This window comes from Nocardia sp. NPDC059691 (assembly GCF_042733915.1).
In the GTDB taxonomy this organism is placed as follows: Bacteria; Actinomycetota; Actinomycetes; order Mycobacteriales; family Mycobacteriaceae; genus Nocardia; species Nocardia sichangensis.
The window spans coordinates 162,777-181,408 of sequence record NZ_JBHWFB010000004.1 but is presented as its reverse complement, the minus strand read 5'-3'; the positions used below and the strand labels follow the sequence as shown (position 1 = coordinate 181,408).

8 protein-coding genes are annotated in these 18,632 nt (G+C 70.6%); 4 read left to right on the top strand and 4 right to left on the bottom strand.

Annotated features, from left to right (window positions below; translation table 11 throughout):
• Positions 1 to 49: 49 nt before the first annotated feature.
• The 3 genes from ACFV2O_RS11100 (at position 50) to ACFV2O_RS11090 (ending at position 15,548) form a co-directional block, all read left to right on the top strand.
• Complete coding sequence (locus ACFV2O_RS11100; RefSeq protein ID WP_379251699.1) at positions 50 to 13,687, top strand: amino acid adenylation domain-containing protein; 13,638 nt, start codon at positions 50 to 52, stop codon at positions 13,685 to 13,687.
• Positions 13,684 to 14,676 (top strand): ATP-binding cassette domain-containing protein, encoded by a 993-nt coding sequence (locus ACFV2O_RS11095; RefSeq protein WP_355077659.1) that lies wholly within the window; start codon positions 13,684 to 13,686, stop codon positions 14,674 to 14,676. Before ACFV2O_RS11100 ends, ACFV2O_RS11095 begins: the two co-directional genes overlap by 4 nt.
• 89 nt (positions 14,677 to 14,765) lie before the next feature.
• Positions 14,766 to 15,548, top strand: a complete 783-nt coding sequence (locus ACFV2O_RS11090) for an ABC transporter permease (protein ID WP_355077700.1) — start codon at positions 14,766 to 14,768, stop codon at positions 15,546 to 15,548.
• A gap of 75 nt (positions 15,549 to 15,623) precedes the next feature.
• Here ACFV2O_RS11090 and ACFV2O_RS11085 read toward each other — a convergent pair whose 3' ends face one another.
• Positions 15,624 to 15,959 carry an RNA polymerase-binding protein RbpA gene (locus ACFV2O_RS11085; protein ID WP_355077661.1) on the bottom strand — a complete coding sequence of 112 codons (336 nt, stop codon included), beginning with the start codon at positions 15,957 to 15,959 and terminating at the stop codon, positions 15,624 to 15,626.
• Positions 15,960 to 16,202: 243 nt separating this feature from the next.
• Between ACFV2O_RS11085 and ACFV2O_RS11080 the strand changes: the two genes are divergently transcribed.
• Complete coding sequence (locus ACFV2O_RS11080) at positions 16,203 to 16,523, top strand: hypothetical protein (RefSeq protein ID WP_355077663.1); 321 nt, start codon at positions 16,203 to 16,205, stop codon at positions 16,521 to 16,523.
• Here ACFV2O_RS11080 and ACFV2O_RS11075 read toward each other — a convergent pair.
• The 3 genes from ACFV2O_RS11075 to ACFV2O_RS11065 form a co-directional block, all read right to left on the bottom strand.
• Entirely contained in the window at positions 16,495 to 17,556 is a 1,062-nt protein-coding gene (locus ACFV2O_RS11075) for a hypothetical protein (protein ID WP_379251698.1), read from the bottom strand. The genes ACFV2O_RS11080 and ACFV2O_RS11075 overlap by 29 nt on opposite strands.
• 139 nt (positions 17,557 to 17,695) lie before the next feature.
• Positions 17,696 to 17,878 carry a hypothetical protein gene (locus ACFV2O_RS11070; protein ID WP_379251697.1) on the bottom strand — a complete coding sequence of 61 codons (183 nt, stop codon included), beginning with the start codon at positions 17,876 to 17,878 and terminating at the stop codon, positions 17,696 to 17,698.
• Positions 17,862 to 18,578 carry a M23 family metallopeptidase gene (locus ACFV2O_RS11065; protein WP_355077667.1) on the bottom strand — a complete coding sequence of 239 codons (717 nt, stop codon included), beginning with the start codon at positions 18,576 to 18,578 and terminating at the stop codon, positions 17,862 to 17,864. Before ACFV2O_RS11065 ends, ACFV2O_RS11070 begins: the two co-directional genes overlap by 17 nt.
• Between the last annotated feature and the right edge of the window lie 54 nt (positions 18,579 to 18,632).

The window sequence follows — 18,632 nt, the reverse complement described above, 5'->3', positions numbered from 1 at the left end:
GGGGCGGTGCTCGGGGAGTTGCGTCAACAGCGGCAGAACGGAGTGATTGATGAGTTCATTGGCCACGGATCGCGTCGACCAATGTTCATCCGGCGAATTCTCGGCCCAACCGTTTGCTCTGTCACCCGCGCAGACAGCTCTCTGGTACGCGCAGCGGATTCGCCCCGACGTACCGCTCACGATCTCTCAGTACGTCGAGATCCACGGTGACTTGGACGAGGGGCGGCTGCTGTACGCGATCGAGCGTTTCGGCGCCGAGACCCAGGTGGGTCAAGTGCGCTTGATGGAAATAGATGGCACTCCGTATCAGATCGTCGACCCGGTGACACGGCCCGGCTGGCGCCGTATCGATCTGCGCGGCGAGGCCGACCCGCGCGCCGCGGCGCTGCGCTGGATGCACGAACACACGAGCTCGCCGATCGATCTGGAACGCGATCCGCTGACCTCCAACGCGGTTCTGCGGATCGGGGACTCCCATTACATCTGGTATTCGTTCGCCCACCACATCGTCATCGACGGCTACGGTGCGATGAACGCGCTGACCCGTACCGCGGAGATCTACACCGCGCTGGAGAACCGGACCGAGCCGGTCGCGTCGCGGGCGACGCCGCTGGCCGAAATCTACGCCGACGAGGCGCGCTACCACGATTCCAGCCGTTTCCAGAGCGACCGCGAGTACTGGGCCGGGCAGTTGTCGGGCGTGGGCGAGCCGGTGAGCCTCGGCGGCGCCCGGCTCGGCGCCGCCACCCACGACGCGGGCCGCAGGCTGGCCACCGCCGTGCTCGATGACGAGCAACATGCCGCGATCGACGCGGCGACCAGCGCGTGGAACACCACCGACTCGGCGATGTTCGTCGCGGCGCTGGCCACCTACGTGCGGTCGGTGACGGGCAACGCCGACGTGGTGCTGAGCCTGCCGGTCTCGGCGCGCACCACAGTGTCGCTGCGCCGCTCGGCGGGCGTGATCTCCAACGTCGTGCCGATCCGGCTGCGTTTCGACGAGGCGACCACGATCGGCGACCTGGTGAAGGCGGCCGAGCTGCAGATCACCGGCGCGTTGCGGCATCAGCGCTACCGGCACGACGACATCCGGCGCGACAGCGGCTACTCCCGCGACGCGCGCGGATTCTTCGGCCCGATGGTCAATCTGATGCTGTTCCACGACGAGCTGCGTTTCGGCAGTCTGGTCGGCTCCATGCACGTGCTGGCCACCGGCCCGGTGGAAGACCTCTCGGTCAACGTCTACAACGGCGCGGGTGGCCGCCTGCACATCGACTTCGAAGCCAATCCCCGCCTCTACGGCGAGGCCGAAGTCGGCGTGCACCACGCACGCTATCTGGACTTCCTCGGCCGCTTCCTGGCCGCCGATCCCACAGTGCCCGCCGAGTCGCTCGGCGCGATCACCCACGCCGAGCGCGAGCAGGTCCTGCACGAGTGGAACGCCACCGCCGCGCCCCGGCAGGAGGGCACCCTCGCGAGCCTCTTCGCCGAACGCGTCGGGTCCGATCCGGACGCCACCGCACTCGAGTTCGGCGACGAGTCGCTGACCTACGCCGAACTCGACGGCCGCGCCAACCGCCTGGCCAGGCTTTTGATCGCGCGCGGCGCCGGGCCCGATACGACGGTCGCCCTGTGCCTGCGCCGCAGCCTCGACCTGGTGGTCGGCATGTACGCGATCGTGAAAGCGGGCGCGGCGTACCTGCCGCTGGACACCGAGCACCCGGCCGAGCGGATCGCGCAGATCGTGCGTCAGGCCGAGCCGTTGTGCGTGCTCACGGCCAGCCGGGACGACGTGGAGCTGCCCGCGACGGTCACCCGGCTGGAGATCGACACCGTGCGGCTCTCCGGATTCGACGACGCGCCGGTCACCGACGCCGACCGCACGGGCGCGCTGCGCCCCGACCACCTCGCCTACGTCATCTTCACCTCCGGATCGACCGGAAAGCCCAAAGGCGTCGGGGTGACCCATGCCGCCATCGTCAACCGGCTGCGCTGGATGCAGCACGAGTATCCGCTCGGCCGCGACGACGCGGTGCTGCAGAAGACCCCGGCCACCTTCGACGTCTCGGTGTGGGAGTTCTTCTGGCCCTTGCAGGTCGGCGCGCGCTTGGTGATCGCCGCCCCCGACGGGCACCGCGACCCGACGTACCTCGCCCGGGTCATCGCCGAAAAAGGCATCACCACAGCGCATTTCGTGCCGTCCATGCTATCGGTGTTCGTCACCGAGGCGGATCTACGCGGTTGCGCCTGCCTGCACCGGGTGTTCTGCAGTGGTGAGGCGCTGCCCGCCGCCGCCGTGCGGGAGTTCTACGCGGCGCTGCCCGCCGCCGAACTGCACAACCTCTACGGCCCGACGGAGGCCGCCGTGGACGTCACCTACTGGGCGTGCCCACCCGATGCCGCCGCCGTGCCGATCGGCTCGCCGGTGTGGAACACCCAGACCTACGTGCTGGACGACCGCTTGCAGCCCGTTCCGCCCGGCGTGGTCGGCGAACTGTATCTCGCCGGAGTCCAGCTGGCCCGCGGCTACCTGAGACAGCCGCGGCTGACCGCCGACCGATTCGTTGCCGACCCCTTCACTCCCGGCGCGCGGATGTACCGCACCGGTGACCTGGCACGCTGGCAGATCGGCCGCTCCGGTGCCGAGCCGGGCGTGCTGGAATACCTGGGCCGCAGCGACTTCCAGGTCAAGATCCGTGGCCTGCGCATCGAGCTCGGTGAGGTCGAGGCCGCACTGCTCGAGGACGCGAAGGTGGCTCGCGCGGTATGCGTGGCGCACACCGGACGCGCGGGCGACGAGTTGGTCGCCTACGTGGTCGCGGCGAAGCAGGACGACGACGATGCCCCGCTGGACACGGCCGCGCTGTTGACCGCGCTGCGGCGCACGCTGCCCAGCTACATGGTGCCGTCCGCGCTGATGGAACTCGACGAGCTGCCGCTGAGCGCCAACGGCAAGATCGATCGGAAGGCGCTGCCCGTGCCCACGCCGGGCACGCGGTCGATCCGGCCGATCGCCGAACCCCGCACCGAGGTCGAGCGGGTGCTCGCGGGCATCTTCGCCGAGGTGCTCGACACCGAGGTCGGCATCGAGGACAACTTCTTCGATCTCGGCGGCAACTCGCTCATCGCCGCGCGGGCGGTATCCAGGATCAACGCCGCCCTCGGCACCGCGCTGACCATCCGTGACCTGTTCGAGTCCGGGACGATCGAGGCGCTCACCCGGCGATTCGCCATGCAGACCACCGACGTCGCCTCGCCGCGGCTGACGCCCGCCGAACGACCGGAGCGGATCCCGCTGTCGCAGGCGCAGCAGCGGCTGTGGATCCTGAACCGGTTCTCCGAACACGCCGCCGCGTACAACATGCCGCTCGCGGTGGAGGTAGAAGGCCCACTGGACGTGGCCGCGTTGCGTGCGGGCCTGGTGGACGTCATCGAACGGCACGAGAGCCTGCGCACCACCTTCCCGGAGTCGCCGGAGGGGCCCTACCAACTGATCCACTCGGCCGAGGCGATCCCGCTGACGCTCGACCCGATCGATGTCACAGCGGCCGACGTGGCGGACCTGGCGACCGAGTACGCCGGGTACGGCTTCGATCTGCGCAGCCAAGCCCCGATCCGGGTGGCGCTCTACCGCACCGGCCCGCAGCGCCACGTCTTCCTCGTCGTGCTGCATCACATCTGCGGTGACGGTTGGTCCATCGCACCGCTGGCCAAGGACCTGATGACGGCGGTGGCCGCGCGCGCGAACGGCGTGGAACCGGAGTGGACGCAGTTGCCGGTGCAGTACGCCGACTTCGCCCTCTGGCAGCGCGAACTGCTCGGCGACGAGTCCGATCCGGCCAGCGCGCTCAGCCGTCAGCTCACGCACTGGCGCACGGCGCTGGCCGGGCTCCCCGAGCAACTCGATCTGCCGCTGGACCGCCCGCGCCCACTGCGCAGGTCGACCGTGGGCGGCCGGGTCGAGTTCACCATTCCGGCCGAGATCCGCCGCGCGGCGGTCGAACTCGCGGCCGGCCGGGGCGTGAGCATGTTCATGGTGCTGCACGCGGCGCTGGCGACCCTGCTGTCGCGACTGTGCGCGAGCGGTGACATCGCGATCGGCACCCCGATCGCGGGTCGTTCCGATCCGGCGCTCGACGACCTGGTCGGCATGTTCGTCAACACCCTCGTCCTGCGCACCGCGGTCGACCCGGCGGCCGGGTTCGACCGGATGCTCGACGTGGTGCGCGAGACCGACCTCAACGCCTTCGCCAACGCCGACGTACCGTTCGAGCGGCTGGTCGAGGTGGTCAACCCGGAGCGTTCTCCGTCGCGGCATCCGTTGTTCCAGGTGATGCTGTCCTACGACCACGCGCCGGATCTGCGGATCGAGCTGCCCGGGGTCCGCGCCGCGGTGCTGCCGATCGCCTCGGACGTCGCCAAGTTCGACTTGCAGTTGGTCGTCCACGACGACTCGGGCGACGGACCGCTGTCGGCCGAATTCGGCTATACGACGGACGTTTTCGACCACTCCACCGTGCAGTCGTTCGCCCGCAGGTTCATCGCCGTGCTGGCGGGCGGCGTGGCCGCTCCCGAGCTGCCGGTCGGCGACCTGCCGATCCTCGACCGCAGGGAGTCCGAGAATCTGGTGCCCATCGGGGGCGCGCCCGCGGAGCCGTCGATCACGCTGGCCACCTTGCTGTCCGGCACCGCGCGCAGGCTGCCGGACGCGGTGGCGGTTCGCTATCTCGGCGCCGATACCACCTACCGCGAACTCGACGAGCGATCGAACACGCTGGCGCGCGTGCTCATCGAGCACGGGGCCGGTCCCGAGACGGTCGTCGCGATCGCGCTGCCGCGCGGGCTCGACGCGATCACCGCGGTGTGGTCCGTCGCCAAAACCGGTGCGGCCTATGTGCCGATCGATCCGAGCTACCCCGGCGAGCGGATCGCGCACATGATCGGTGACTCCGGGGCGACGCTCGGCGTCACCGACCCCGAATGCCTCGACGCCATGCCCGCCCTGCCCGCGACCCGGGGCAGGCACCGCAAGACCCAGGTCGACTGGCTGGTCCTCGGCTCGGGTGAACTGACCGCCGAGCTGGCGGGCCACTCGGCGGATCCGATCACCGACGACGAGCGGCACCACCCGATGCGGGTGAGCCACCCGGCCTATCTCATCTACACCTCCGGGTCCACCGGCACGCCGAAGGCGGTCGTCGTGACCCACGCCGGTATCGCCTCCCTCGCCGGCGAGCAGAACTACCTGTTCGGCGTCTCGGACGCGGCGCGCACGCTGCACTTCTCCTCGCCCAGCTTCGACGCGTCGGTGCTGGAGCTGCTGCTCGGCTTCGCCGCGGGCGCGACAATGGTGATCGCCCCGCCGGGCATGTACGGCGGCGCCGAGCTGGCCGCGCTGCTGCGCGAGGAGCGGGTCACCCACGCCTTCGTCACACCGGCCGCGCTGGCCACCGTGCCGAGCGAGGGGCTCGACGAGCTGGAGACGGTCATCGTCGGCGGTGACGCCTGCTCGGAGGAACTCGTCGAGACCTGGACCGCCGGGCATCGCATGCACAACATGTACGGTCCGTCGGAGGCCACCGTCGCGGCGACCGCGAGCGGGCCCATGCGGCCGGGTCGGCCCGTGCCGCTCGGTGCGCCGGTGCGTGGCATGCGTCTGTTCGTGCTGGACAGTCGCCTGCATCCGGTGCCGCCGGGCACGCCGGGCGAGCTGTACGTGTCGGGTCCCGGCGTCGCCCGCGGTTACCACGGCCGTTTCGGCCTGACCGCGCAGCGATTCGTGCCCAACCCGCACGGCAGGCGTGGCGAGCGGATGTACCGCACCGGCGACTTGGTCGTCATGGAGCGGTCCGGACAGCTGCGGTTCCTCGGGCGCGCCGACGATCAGGTCAAGATCCGCGGCTTCCGTATCGAACTGCGCGAGATCGACAACGTGCTGCGCCTGCATCCCGGCATCCGGTTCGCGCTCACCGTGGTGCACACCGACGAGCAGGGCCAGGTACGGTTGGCGTCGTATGTGACGGCCGATCGGCCGGTCGAGGCGCGGGCCGTGCTGGAGACCGCGCGGCAGCGGCTGCCCGGCTACATGGTGCCCGCGTCGGTAGCGGTGCTGGACGAGATCCCGGTGACGCCCGCGGGCAAGCTGAACCGAAAGGCGTTGCCGCAGCCCGTGTTCGAGGCCGCGGCGACGTCCCGTCCGCCGAGCACCGCACTGGAGTTGGGCGTGGCGGGCGTGTTCGGCGGGGTGCTCGGACGCCCGGTGACCGGAGCCGAGGACAGCTTCTTCGATCTGGGCGGCAACTCGCTGCTGGCCACCCGGCTCGCCGCCGCGCTGCACGCGGAGTTCGGTGTGGAGCTGCCGGTGCGGTCGATCTTCGAGGCGCCGACGGTCGCGGGAGTCGCCGAGCAACTGGATCGAGCGCCCCGGACGCAGCGGCAGGCGCTGGCGGTGCAGACGCCGCGTCCGGGACGCATTCCATTGTCGCTGCCGCAGCAGCGTTTGTGGTTCATCAACCGATTCGCGCCCGAATCGAGTGCGTACAACATCGCTTTCGTGATCCGCGTGGCCGGCGATCTGGACGTGCCCGCGCTACGCGAGGCGATCACCGACGTGGTGGGGCGGCACGAAGTGCTGCGCACCGTCTTCCCCGAGGACGCCGACGGCGCGCAGCAGGTGGTGCTGCCGGTCGAGCGGGCGGTGCCCGAGGTGGTGGTCACCGACATCGATGACTCCGGCGCGAAGGCCGCGCTGGAAGCTTTGGCGCACAGCGGTTTCGATCTCACCAGGCAGCCGCCGCTGCGTCTGTCGCTGTTGCGCACCTCCCCGGAGCGTTACCTGCTCGGCGTCGTGCTGCACCATATCGCCGCCGACGGCTGGTCGCTCGGTCCGCTGACCAAGGACTTGGCCGCCGCCTACGCGGCGCGGCACGAGGGTGCGGCGCCGTCGTGGACGCCGCTTCCGGTGCAGTACGCCGACTTCGGGCTCTGGCAGCGTGCCTGCCTCGGCTCGGAAGGCGATCCGGACAGCGTCGCGGCGACCCAACTGGAGTACTGGCGCACCGCGCTGGCCGACATTCCCGACCAGTTGCCGCTGCCTTATGACCGGCCGCGGCCGGAGGAGCCGACGCAGCAGGCGGGAACGGTGCGTTTCACGGTGCCGGAGCAGGTGCGGCGCGGGCTCGCCGCGCTGGCTCGCGATCGAGGTGTCAGCAAGTTCATGGTGCTGCGTTCGGCGTTCGCGGTGCTGTTGCGCTGTGTCACCGGCGGTCGGGACATCGTGATCGGCACCCCGGTGGCGGGGCGTACCGACACCAAGCTCGACGAACTGGTCGGCATGTTCGTGAACACGTTGGTGCTGCGCTCCGACGTCGACCCGGACCGCAGCTTCACCGACCTGCTGCGCGCCGACCGGGATACCGAGCTGGCCGCGCTGGCGCACGCCGACATCCCGTTCGAGCGCATCGTGGACGAACTCGGCGCCGAGGCCCGCGCCACGGGCCGTCATCCGCTGTTCCAGGTTGCGCTGAGCGTGCAGGACGGTCCGGTGCCCGCGCTGGAACTGCCCGGCCTCGCGTTGCGCGCGGAGCCGTTGGACATCGCGCTGGCGAAGTTCGACCTGGAGCTGCGGGTCGCGAACGACACCGGCGCACCGGGATCCGCCGCGGACGAAACCGACAGCGTCTACGAGTTCGTCTACGCCGCAGAACTTTTCGACGCGACGACGATCGAGACGTTGGCGGACCGATTCCTGCGCGTGCTCGCCGCCGTCACCGCCGACCCGCGCGTGCCGATCCGCGACGTCGACGCGCGTACCGACCACGAGCGCCGCACACTCGCCCCGGCGCGGGGCGGGAAGGCGGCCGAGCCGTGCACGCTGGCCGCGTACTTCACCGCCACCGCGCAGCGGTTCCCGCACAACACGGCGCTGTGCGCGGGGACGACCTCACTGACCTATGCCGAGCTCGACCGGCGCTCCAACCGCTTGGCGCGGGCACTCATCGCGCGCGGACTCGGCCCGGGAACGCGGGTGGCGCTGGGGCTCATCCGCTCGATCGATTCGGTGGTGGCGCTGCTGGCGGCGACGAAGGCAGGCGCGACGTTCGTCCCGGTCGACCCCAAGTACCCCGCCGAGCGCATCCGGCACATGCTCGCCGACTCCGGTTGCGCGACCGGCGTCACGATCACCGCGCACGCGGAGCAGCTGCGCGCGGGCTCCCCGGCCGGGCGGGAGATCGAGTGGTTGTTACTGGATCGTCCCGAATTCGCCGCGGAACTCGACGGCCACGACGACGCGCCGATCCACGACCACGAACGCTCGCGCGCCAACCAGGTGGCCGACCTGGCCTACCTGGTCTACACCTCCGGATCGACCGGAACGCCCAAGGGCGTCGCGGTGACCCACGGCGGTCTGTCCAACCTGGCCGACGAGATCCGCGACCGCATCGGCGTCGACGAGCGTTCCCGCACACTGCACTTCGCGACGCCGAGTTTCGACGCGGCGATCCTGGATCTGCTCATCGCGCTGGGCGCGGGCGCGGCGATGGTGATCTGCCCGGCCGACATCTACGGCGGTGACGAGCTGGCCGCGCTGCTGGAACGCGAGCGCGTCTCCCACGGCTTCATGACCCCGGCCGCGCTCGCCACGATCGACCACGAACGCTGGCCGCTGCCGCACCTGCGTGCGCTCATGATCGGCGGCGAGGCGGTTGCGCCGGATCTGGTGGCGCGCTGGGCGCCGGGACGTCTGCTGTGCGATGTGTACGGGCCGACCGAGACCACCGTGGTCATCACGATCTCCCGCCCGATCCGCTTCGGCGATCCGATCACGATCGGCAGCCTGGTGCGCGGAGCCAGGGCGTTGGTGCTCGATGAGCGACTGCGCCCGGTGCCGGTCGGTGTTCCCGGCGAGCTGTACCTCGCGGGGCACGGCCTCGCGCGCGGGTACTTCGACCGGTTCGGGCTCACCGCAACGCGTTTCGTGGCCGACCCGTGCGGGCCCGCGGGCGCCAGGATGTACCGGACCGGTGACGTGGTGCGCTGGAACGCCGCCGGCGAGCTGGTCTACCTCGGGCGCAGCGACCACCAGGTGAAGCTGCGCGGTTTCCGGGTCGAACTCGGCGAGATCACCGCCGTGCTCGGCGAACACCCGTCGGTGCGGTTCGCGCACACCGAGGTGCGCCGCATCGCCGGCGCCGACCGGATCGTCGCGTTCGTACAGCCCGCCGACCGGGCGGCCGGGGTGGACACCGAGGAAGTGCGCGCCTTCGTCGCGGGCAGGCTGCCCACGCACATGGTGCCCTCCGGGCTCACCGTGCTGGACGCCATTCCGCTGACTCCGGTCGGCAAGCTGGACGTCAGCGCACTGCCCGAACCGCAGTTGCTCGGCGATTCGTCCGGCCGTGCGCCGCGGACCGACGCGGAGCGTTTGGTGGCCGCGGTGATGGGTGAGTTGATCGGGGCCGACGGCGTGCGCGCCGAGGACAGCTTCTTCGACATCGGCGGCAACTCCTTGCTGGCGACCCAGCTCGTCGCGCGGCTGGCCGCGGCGACGAACGTACGGCTCGCCGTGCGCACCGTGTTCGCCACGCCGACGGTCGCCGGGCTCGCCGAGCTGCTGGACGCGGGCGCGGCGTCCGATGCGGACCGCCCGGCGCTGGTGCGCCGGGAGCGCCCCGAGCGCATCCCGCTGTCGGCCGCTCAGCGGCGGTTGTGGTTCCTCAACCGGTTCAACGCCGGGTCGGGCGCCGGGCAGTCGTCGGGCGCCTACAACGTCCCGCTCGTGCTTCGGATGACCGGTGCCCTCGATGTCGGCGCGCTGGTCTCCGCACTGCACGCGGTGCAAGCCAGACACGAAACCCTGCGCACGGTGTTCCCGGAGACCGACGGCGCACCCGCGCAGGTCGTACTCGACCCGGCCGAGGCGGCCATCTCGCTGTCGCGGATGACGGTGCGCCCGGACGAGGTCGAGTCCGCCGTGCGTCGTTTCGCCGCACCGGGATTCGATCTGTCCACCACCGTTCCGATCCGCGCGGCGTTGATCTCGGTGCAGACCGGCGAGCTCGCGGAGCACGTGCTCGTCGTCGTGGTGCATCACATCGCGATGGACGGCTGGTCGCTCGAACCGATGGCCGCCGACGTCGCCGTCGCCTACCGCGCCGCCTGCGGTGGCGGCGCGGCGGAGTGGGCGGAGCCCGAGGTCCAATACGCCGACTACACCCTGTGGCAGCAGGAGGTGCTCGGCAGCGAGGACGACCCGGACTCGGCGGTGACCAGGCAGCTGGAGTACTGGCGGCGCACCCTGGACGGCATCCCGGAGTTGCTGACCGTGCCCGCCGACCGGCCGCGTCCGCCCGCCCCGTCCTATCGGGGCGGCACCGTGGAGTGCGCGGTGGACCCGGTCACGCACCGCGAGTTGCAGATGATCGCCGGTAGCAACAACGTCAGCCTCTTCATGGTCCTGCACGCCGCGCTCGCGGTGCTGCTGCACCGGATGACCGCCACCGACGACATCACCGTCGGCACCCCGATCGCGGGTCGCGGTCATCCCGCGCTGGACCGGCTGGTCGGCATGTTCGTCAACACGCTGGTGCTGCGCACGCGGATCGACCCGGGCGCCCGGTTCACCGACCTGCTGCACGCCGTGCGCGAAACCGACCTGGACGCCTTCGCCCACGCGGACCTGCCGTTCGAACGTCTGGTGGAGGTGCTCAACCCGGCCAGGTCCCAGGCGCACCATCCGATGTTCCAGGTGATGCTCTCGGTCCGCAACGAGCCGGTCGGCGGTTTGGACCTGCCGGGGCTGCGCATCGAGGCGGCCGACATCGACACCGGGATAGCAAAGTTCGATCTCCAATTCACCCTGACCGAAACGCAGACCCCGCAACGTGATCCGGCCGGCATCACGGTGGCGGTGAACTACGCGAGTGACCTGTTCGACGAGCCGACCGCGCAGCGGCTGGGCAAGCGCCTGGCCCGCTTGCTGGCCGCGATCGCCGCGAACCCGACCACCGCGGTGGGCGATCTGGAGGTGCTCGATCCCGCCGAGTGGTCAGGGCTGGCTCCGGTGCGCGGGGCCAAACCGGACCGGCCGATCACCTTCCCCGAAGTGTTCGAGCTGGCGGCGAGCGTCGACCGGGCCGGCATCGCCCTGGTGGCCGACGGCACCGAGGTGACCTACGACGCCCTGGATCGCTGGACCAACCGGCTGGCGCGCGTACTCATCGCCCGTGGCGTCGGCCCGGAAACACTGGTGGCACTCGGCATCCCGCGGTCGATCGAGTCGGTGGCGACGGTGCTCGCGGTGGCCAAGGCCGGAGCGGCGTTCGTGCCGGTCGACCCGCTGTACCCGCGGCAGCGCATCGCGCACATGTTGTCGGATTCCGGTGCGTCATTGGGGATCACGCTGGCGGGCTACCGCGGCGAGCTGCCCGAGGGCGCGGAGTGGATCGTGCTCGACGACCCGGCGTTCCGCCGCCTGGTGCTCGCCGCGCCGGACGTGCCGATCGCCGACGCGGAGCGCCTCGCCCCGCTGCGCATCGACAATCCCGCGTACGTGATCTACACGTCCGGCTCCACCGGCACGCCGAAGGGCGTGATGGTCACCCATGGTGGATTGTCGAACTTCGCCGCCGAGACCGCCCACCGGTTCGACGTCCAGCCGGGGTGCCGGGTGCTGCATTTCGCCACGCCGAGCTTCGACGCCGCGATGCTCGATCTGCTGCTGTCCCTCGGCGGCGCGGCGACCCTGGTGATCACGCCCAGCGGCGTGGTCGGCGGCGATGAACTGCGGCAGGTCTTCGCCGCGGAGGGAATCACCCACGCGTTCATCACCACCTCGGCGCTCGGCACGGTCGACCCGCATGGCCTCGCGGAGTTGCAGCACGTGCTGGTCGGCGGTGAGGCGCTGCCGCCGGACCTGGTGACCAGGTGGGCGCCGAGCCGCAATCTGTACAACGTCTACGGCCCGACCGAGACCACCATCGTCACGGTGATGTCGCAGCCGATGACGCCCGGCGAGCCGATCACCATCGGCGGACCCATTCGCGGCGTCAACGCGGCGGTCCTGGACGCGCGGCTGCATCCGGCTCCGCTGGGAGTGACCGGCGAGCTGCACCTGTCCGGAGACGCGCTGGCCCGCGGTTACCTGAACCGTCCTGGTCTGACCGCGCAGCGGTTCGTCGCCAACCCGTTCGGCAAACCGGGGGAGCGGATGTACCGCACCGGCGACCTGGTGCGCTGGTGGGCCGGGTCGCGCGAGCACGGGTCGTCGGCGGACGCCGTGCCGGAGATCCAGTACGTCGGCCGTACCGACCATCAGGTCAAGATCCGCGGCTTCCGTATCGAACTCGGCGAGATCGACGCCGCGCTCGCGCGCCACGGCGGGGTGGCGTTCTCCACCACCATCGGGCATCGCACCCCGGCAGGCGCGACAGCGCTGGTGTCGTACGTGAAGGCGCGCGACGGAGTGTCGCTCACCGCGGCCGAGCTGACCGGGCACGTGGCCGGACTGGTACCGAATTACATGGTGCCGCAATCGATCATGCTGCTCGATGAGGTTCCGCTGAGCCCCGTGGGCAAGCTGGATCGGGCGAAGCTGCCGGAACCGGTGTTCACCACGGGTGAGGGCTATCGGGCCCCGTCCACCCCGACGGAGGAGGCGCTGTGCGCGGCCTTCGCCGAGGTGCTCGGTGTGGAGTCGGTGGGCGCGGACGACGGTTTCTTCGAACTCGGCGGCAACTCGCTGCTGGCCACGAAAGTCGTCGCGCACGTGCGGGAGACGGGCATCGACCTGCCGGTGCAGTTGATGTTCGGCGACGCGACGCCCGCCGCCATCGCGGCGCGGCTGGACGACGCGGGCGCGACCGCGGGCGCCGCGGTGGCGGCGATGCTGGCGCCGGTGCTGCCGATCCGGCCGGGTACCGCGGCGAGCCGGGCGCCGCTGTTCTGTGTGCATCCGGCGATCGGTCTGGCTTGGTGCTACTCGGGATTGCTCGCGCACCTGCCGGGGGACCGGCCGGTGTACGGGTTGCAGGCGCCGCACGCCGCCGGGCAGGACGGCTACGCGTCGATCGACGAGGCCGCGAGCCACTACGTGGCCGCGATCAAGGAGATCCAGCCCGAGGGGCCCTACCACCTGCTCGGCTGGTCGCTCGGCGGATTGATCGCACAGGAGATGGCCGTGCAGTTGCAAGAGGCGGGCGACGAAGTCGCGCTGCTGTCGATGATGGACAGCTACCGCCTGTCCGACGAACTGCTCGACCAGGCGACGCCGAGCGTCGCCGAGATCGTCGGGGAGTTCGGCAGCGACGAACTCGGCGCGGAGATCGATCCCGGCATGAGTCTTCGGGAGGCGGCCGAACTGCTGCGCGCCCGGTCCGGACCGTTCGCGGCGCTGACCGTCGAGCATCTGGAGCGGCTCTACGCGGGCTACGACAACGGCGCCGTGCTCGCACACAGCTTCCGGCCCCGCCCGTTCGACGGCGACCTGCTGTTCTTCAGCGCGGGCGACGACCCGATCAACCGGGCCGATCCCGACCGGCGCGCCGACGCCTGGGAGCCGTACGTCACCGGCGCCGTCCACGACCACGAGCTGCGCTGCGCGCACTCCGCGATGACCACCCCGGAGGCACTGGCGGTGATCGGGCCGGTGCTGCGGAGGTGGCTGGAGACGAAGGAGACGCACAGGTGAGTTTCGCGGTGGAAGTGACCGGCCTGGTGAAGAACTACGGCCGGGTCCGCGTGCTGGACGAGATCGACCTACGAATTCCCACGGGCACCGTGATGGGCCTGCTCGGCCCCAACGGCGCGGGCAAGACGACGACCGTGCGGATCGTCACCACGCTGCTGAAGCCGTCCGCCGGGTCGGTGCGCGTGGCGGGCGTCGACGTACTGCGCGATCCCGCGGCGGCGCGCAAAAGGATCGGCCTGTCCGGCCAGTACGCCGCCGTCGACGCCAATCTGTCCGGTTACGAGAACCTGCGCATGGTGGCCAGGCTGTACGGGATGTCGCCGCGGCAGGCGACCGCCAGGGCCACCGAACTGCTCGGCGCTCTCGGGCTCGACTACGCCGCGCACCGCAGAGCGGGAACCTACTCCGGCGGCATGGCCCGGCGGCTGGACCTCGCGGGCGCGCTGGTCGCCCGGCCCACCGTGGTGGTGCTGGACGAGCCGACCACCGGTCTGGACCCGCGCGGCAGACTGGACATGTGGGGGGTGATCGGCGACCTGGTCGACGACGGCACCACGGTGCTGCTCACCACCCAGTATCTGGAAGAGGCCGACCTGCTGGCCGACCGCATCACCGTCATCGATCACGGGCAGGTCATCGCGCGCGGCTCGGCGGACGAACTGAAGACCTCGATCGGCGGCGACCGGCTCACCGTCACCTTGGCCGCCGGACAGGCCGCCGCGCCCGCGCTGGCCGTGCTGGCGCAGGTCGGCGTCGGCGAGCCCGGCCACGAGGCGGGCACCGACGAGGTATCGGTGGTGGTCGGCGACGGTTCGCGCACGATGGTGGAGGCGCTGCGCAGGCTCGACGACGCGGGCGTCTGCGTGGTCGACGCCAACGTGCACCGGCCGAGCCTCGATGACGTATTCCTTTCCCTCACCGGCAAACCGAGCGGAGCGACCGTCACGGAACCGGAGACCGACGACGTACAAGAGGAGATCATGTCGTGAGCACGGCAATCGTTGGGGAGGCCGCCGCGAAGGCGGAACAGGAGCCGAAAAAGGCCATGACGCAACCGAATTCCGCCCCGCGGCTGCGGTTGTTCCGGGACAGCGCGATCGTCGCGCACCGCAATCTGCTCACCATTCTGCGCGTGCCGACGCTGCTGGTGACGGCCACGATCCAACCGCTGATGTTCGTGTTCTTGTTCGCCTATATCTTCGGCGCCTCGCTGGGCGGCGGCCAATACCGCGAATTCCTGCTCGCGGGCATCTTCACCCAGACGGTGGCGTTCAACGCCGCGTTCACCACGGTCGGCCTGGCCGGGGATCTGCAGAAGGGCATCATCGACCGGATGCGCGCGCTGCCGATGTCGCGACTGGCCGTGCTGATGGGCCGCACGCTGTCGGACCTGGTGGTCAACATCCTGAGTTTGGCGGTGATGGTCGGGTGCGGGTACATCGTGGGCTGGCGCATCCACGGCAGCGTCTCCGACGCCGTGCTGGCGTTCGCGGTGATCCTGTTGTTCGCCTTCGCGATGTCCTGGGTCGGCGCGCTGACGGGCCTGATGTCGCCGACCGTCGAAGTGGCACAGAGCGCCGGCCTGATCTGGCTGTTCCCGCTGACGTTCATCTCCTCGGCGTTCATCTCGGCCGAGACGCTGCCGGGTCCGCTGCGCACGATCGCCGAGTGGAATCCGATCACCGCGGTCTCGGCGGCGGGACGAAAGCTGTTCGACAACGACTCGCCGCCCACCTTCGTCCCGCCCAGCGGCTGGGCCGCCGACCACAGCGTCGAATACGCGGCAGCCTGCTCGGTGGCGATCCTCGTGGTGGCCGTGCCGCTGGCGCTGCTGCGCTACCGCAAGGTGGCCAGTCACTGACCCGCACGACCACGCGCACAGCGAACGGCCGCCGCATCCGGACGATGCGGCGGCCGTTTCCGTATTCGCGAACCGTCAGGCGCGGCGGCGGGTCTTGAGCAGCTCCAAGCGCTCCTTGAGCAACTCCTCGAGCTCCTCCTTGCTGCGGCGTTCCAGCAGCATGTCCCAGTGCGTGCGCGGCGGCTTGACCTTCTTGGTCTCCTGGCTGGTGCCTTCGACCAGCACGCCCTCCTGGCCGTTGCGGCACAGCCAGGTCGGCGGGATCTCGGCGTCGTCGGCGAAGGGAACGTCGAATTCCTCGCCGTTGTCGGTCCGGTACCGGGCGATCCGACGCGGAGCCAGGTCGTGGTCGCGATCGGTCTCGTAGCTCACCGCTCCGAGCCGACTGCCTCGGAGTACGCGATCTGCCATGGTGTGCCTCTCCCTGTGTGCTCGAGTCTTCGTGCGCTGCGACCGTGTCCGCGCGAGTGCGCGGGGCACCCGCCGGACCTGATGTACAACGATCGGGCCTGCGCCGATAGTTCCCGACGCGGCCGCGGTGAACCGTTCCATTGTAGTGCCCGCGGCGCACAGGACTCGTCGCGCCCGATGGCGGGTGATTCGCCGGGGGTCGCTGAGTGGACCGCGGATGGCGAGCTATTAGTGTTCTGCGTCATGTCGCGCCGCTTGTCCTGCCAGTGGTGTGGGCGGGAGATCGTGGAATCGGAGGCCGGCCGCCGTCGCCGGTACTGCCGCCAGTCCTGTCGCCAACGCGCCTACGAACACCGCAACAGTCTGAAGGGAACGGGGATTCCCGACGACGCGGTGGTACTCAGTGCCCAGGAGGCCGCCGACTTGGCCGATCGCTGGTTCGCTGCCCGCTGCGCCGCCGAGGACGTCGCCACCGCCATCGCGGAGGGGGCGACGCCCGATGAGCTGGCCGTGCTCGGCAAGACGCTGGTCGCGCTCACCCGTGACGCGGAACGTCTGCGCTGACCGGGTCCGCCGGGTTCGGGTGTGCGGCGCGGTCGCGGTGGCGTAGATACACCGCGGCGAGCAGCGCGACGACGGTCGCGGCGAGTCCGCAGCCCGCCGACCAGGTGGCGGTGTCCGGGTGGACCAGCGACTGGCCGCGCATCGCCTGCCAGAAGACCAGCGCCAGCAGGCCTGCGTAGCCCGCCGCGAGCACACCCACGACGGCCGCGCGGGCGCGTTCGGGGCGCAGCCAGCGGTACCGGGGAGCGAGCCAGGCGAGCGCGACGGCAACCAGCAGCAGCACCTGGATGCCGTGCAGCCCGACGAAGTGCGGAACGCGCAGGTCACCGCCGACCGTGCTCCAGTGCGTGATCGGCATGCCGCGCATGGCGTCGCGCGCGGCGAGATCGCCCGCGCCGGGCAGCACCGTGTGCCCGGCGGCCAATTCGACGATTCGTCCGTCGCTGTCGCGGACGAGTTGCTTGCCGGTGAAGCCCATCAGGTAGCCCAGCGCCATGCCCGCCACGGCCAGTGCCAGTCCGGCGTGGACAGCGCGTGCGGTCGGGCGGTCCACCAAACGCTGCCAGGACAAGATCAGCACGATGAGCAGGTTGGCCAGGAACAGGCCGGGCACGCCGGAGGCGAAGACCATCTGCCCGATCGAGTTCACCGGGTCGTCCTCGGTATTGAAGTGGCTGAACGTGCCGCGTGCGGCCTGCAGCACGATGAATCCCACATCGATGAATCCGGTCACCGCGAACACCGAGCCCAGCCACCAGGTGACCCGGCTGCCCTTGTGCGGCAACGACAGCAGCCACGCGAGGGTGAGGCTGTAGAGCGCGAACGCCAGGCCGAATTTCATCGGCTTGAGCCAGACCGATTCGCCGAGCAGCGCGCGGTCGTCGATCGGCATCGCCGCGAGGGAGAACAGGACGAGCGCCGTCATCGCGGCGACCGTGCCCAGCAGTGGCCGATGCAGTCGCCCGCGCGTCGCCGTCTTCGCGCTCGCCCGCGACCCGTCTTCGGGCGCGGTGGCGAAATATGTTGTGGACATGCACCGAACGTAGAAATCACGGACGCCGGAGGGCGTCCCGCCGCGGCGCTATTCGCTCCTAGTACCCGGGTATCGGGCGACACGATCGGTCGGTACCGCAGACGCACATGCCGCCGCATAGGTCGCGCCCGGCTCGCTGTCACAGCTCGTCCAGTCGGCTCACACGATGTGATCCCGCGGCGAGATCGCGGGCCGTCGTGCTCGGCGTGCCCGGCCCGCCTGGAGAGAAGAAGCGGGCCGCGAACGCGTCGTTGCGTTCGCGGCCCTCGCGGGCGACGGCGCTGTCGCCGGGTCCGTTCGCGAGATCAGTCCTCCTGCGCATACCCGACGTCGATGCCGCGTCCGGCCAGCCAGGGCCGCGGATCGATCGGCGTGCCGTCGGGCAGACGGACCTCGTAGTGCAGATGCGGGCCGGTGGAGTAGCCACGATTGCCGACCGTCGCGATGACGTCGCCCGCGCGGACCTGCTGGCCGACGGTGGCGAGGATGTCGTTCACGTGGCCGTAGACGCCGATGGTGCCGTCGTCCTGCTGCACGCGCACCCACAGGCCGAAGCCCGAAGCGGGACCGGCCTCGATCACCACGCCGTCGGTGACCGCGGCGATCGGAGCTCCGAGCGGGTCACCGAAATCCAGGCCCGCGTGCATCGCGCCCCAGCGCGTGCCGAAATTCGAGGTGAGCACGCCCGCTGCGGGCCGGACGGTCATGGGGCGCGCGAAGTTCTGCGCGATGCGGTTCACGTCCGAGGGCGCGGGCATCGGGGCGGCCTGCGGCGCCGGACCGGTCGGCGGGGTGAAGACGGCGAATCGAGCCATGCCCTCGGCCGGGCGGATCTCGCCCGAGGCGATCTTCCCCGCGACGAGACGGGCGGACGCGTCGGTGTCCTCGTCCTGCTGCGCCGCGGCGAGGATGCCGAAGGAGGCGGTGACGACCGCGGCGGCGGCGACGACGCGGGCGGCGGCGCGATCACGGCGCAACCGCGTCGCGGCGCGACGGATCGGTAACGGAAAGGTCACGGGCATGCGTCGAACGTACGGGAGCCGTCTCGGGCATCCGCAATCCTGTGGCAACCATCA

What these genes read in the sequence shown, in the direction of transcription:
- ACFV2O_RS11075 (WP_379251698.1), bottom strand. Translation starts at nt 17,556, where the DNA reads ATGTCCACAACATATTTCGCCACCGCGCCCGAAGACGGGTCGCGGGCG.
- ACFV2O_RS11100 (WP_379251699.1), top strand. Translation starts at nt 50, where the DNA reads ATGAGTTCATTGGCCACGGATCGCGTCGACCAATGTTCATCCGGCGAA.
- ACFV2O_RS11080 (WP_355077663.1), top strand. Translation starts at nt 16,203, where the DNA reads ATGTCGCGCCGCTTGTCCTGCCAGTGGTGTGGGCGGGAGATCGTGGAA.
- ACFV2O_RS11085 (WP_355077661.1), bottom strand. Translation starts at nt 15,959, where the DNA reads ATGGCAGATCGCGTACTCCGAGGCAGTCGGCTCGGAGCGGTGAGCTAC.
- ACFV2O_RS11070 (WP_379251697.1), bottom strand. Translation starts at nt 17,878, where the DNA reads ATGCGCAGGAGGACTGATCTCGCGAACGGACCCGGCGACAGCGCCGTC.
- ACFV2O_RS11065 (WP_355077667.1), bottom strand. Translation starts at nt 18,578, where the DNA reads ATGCCCGTGACCTTTCCGTTACCGATCCGTCGCGCCGCGACGCGGTTG.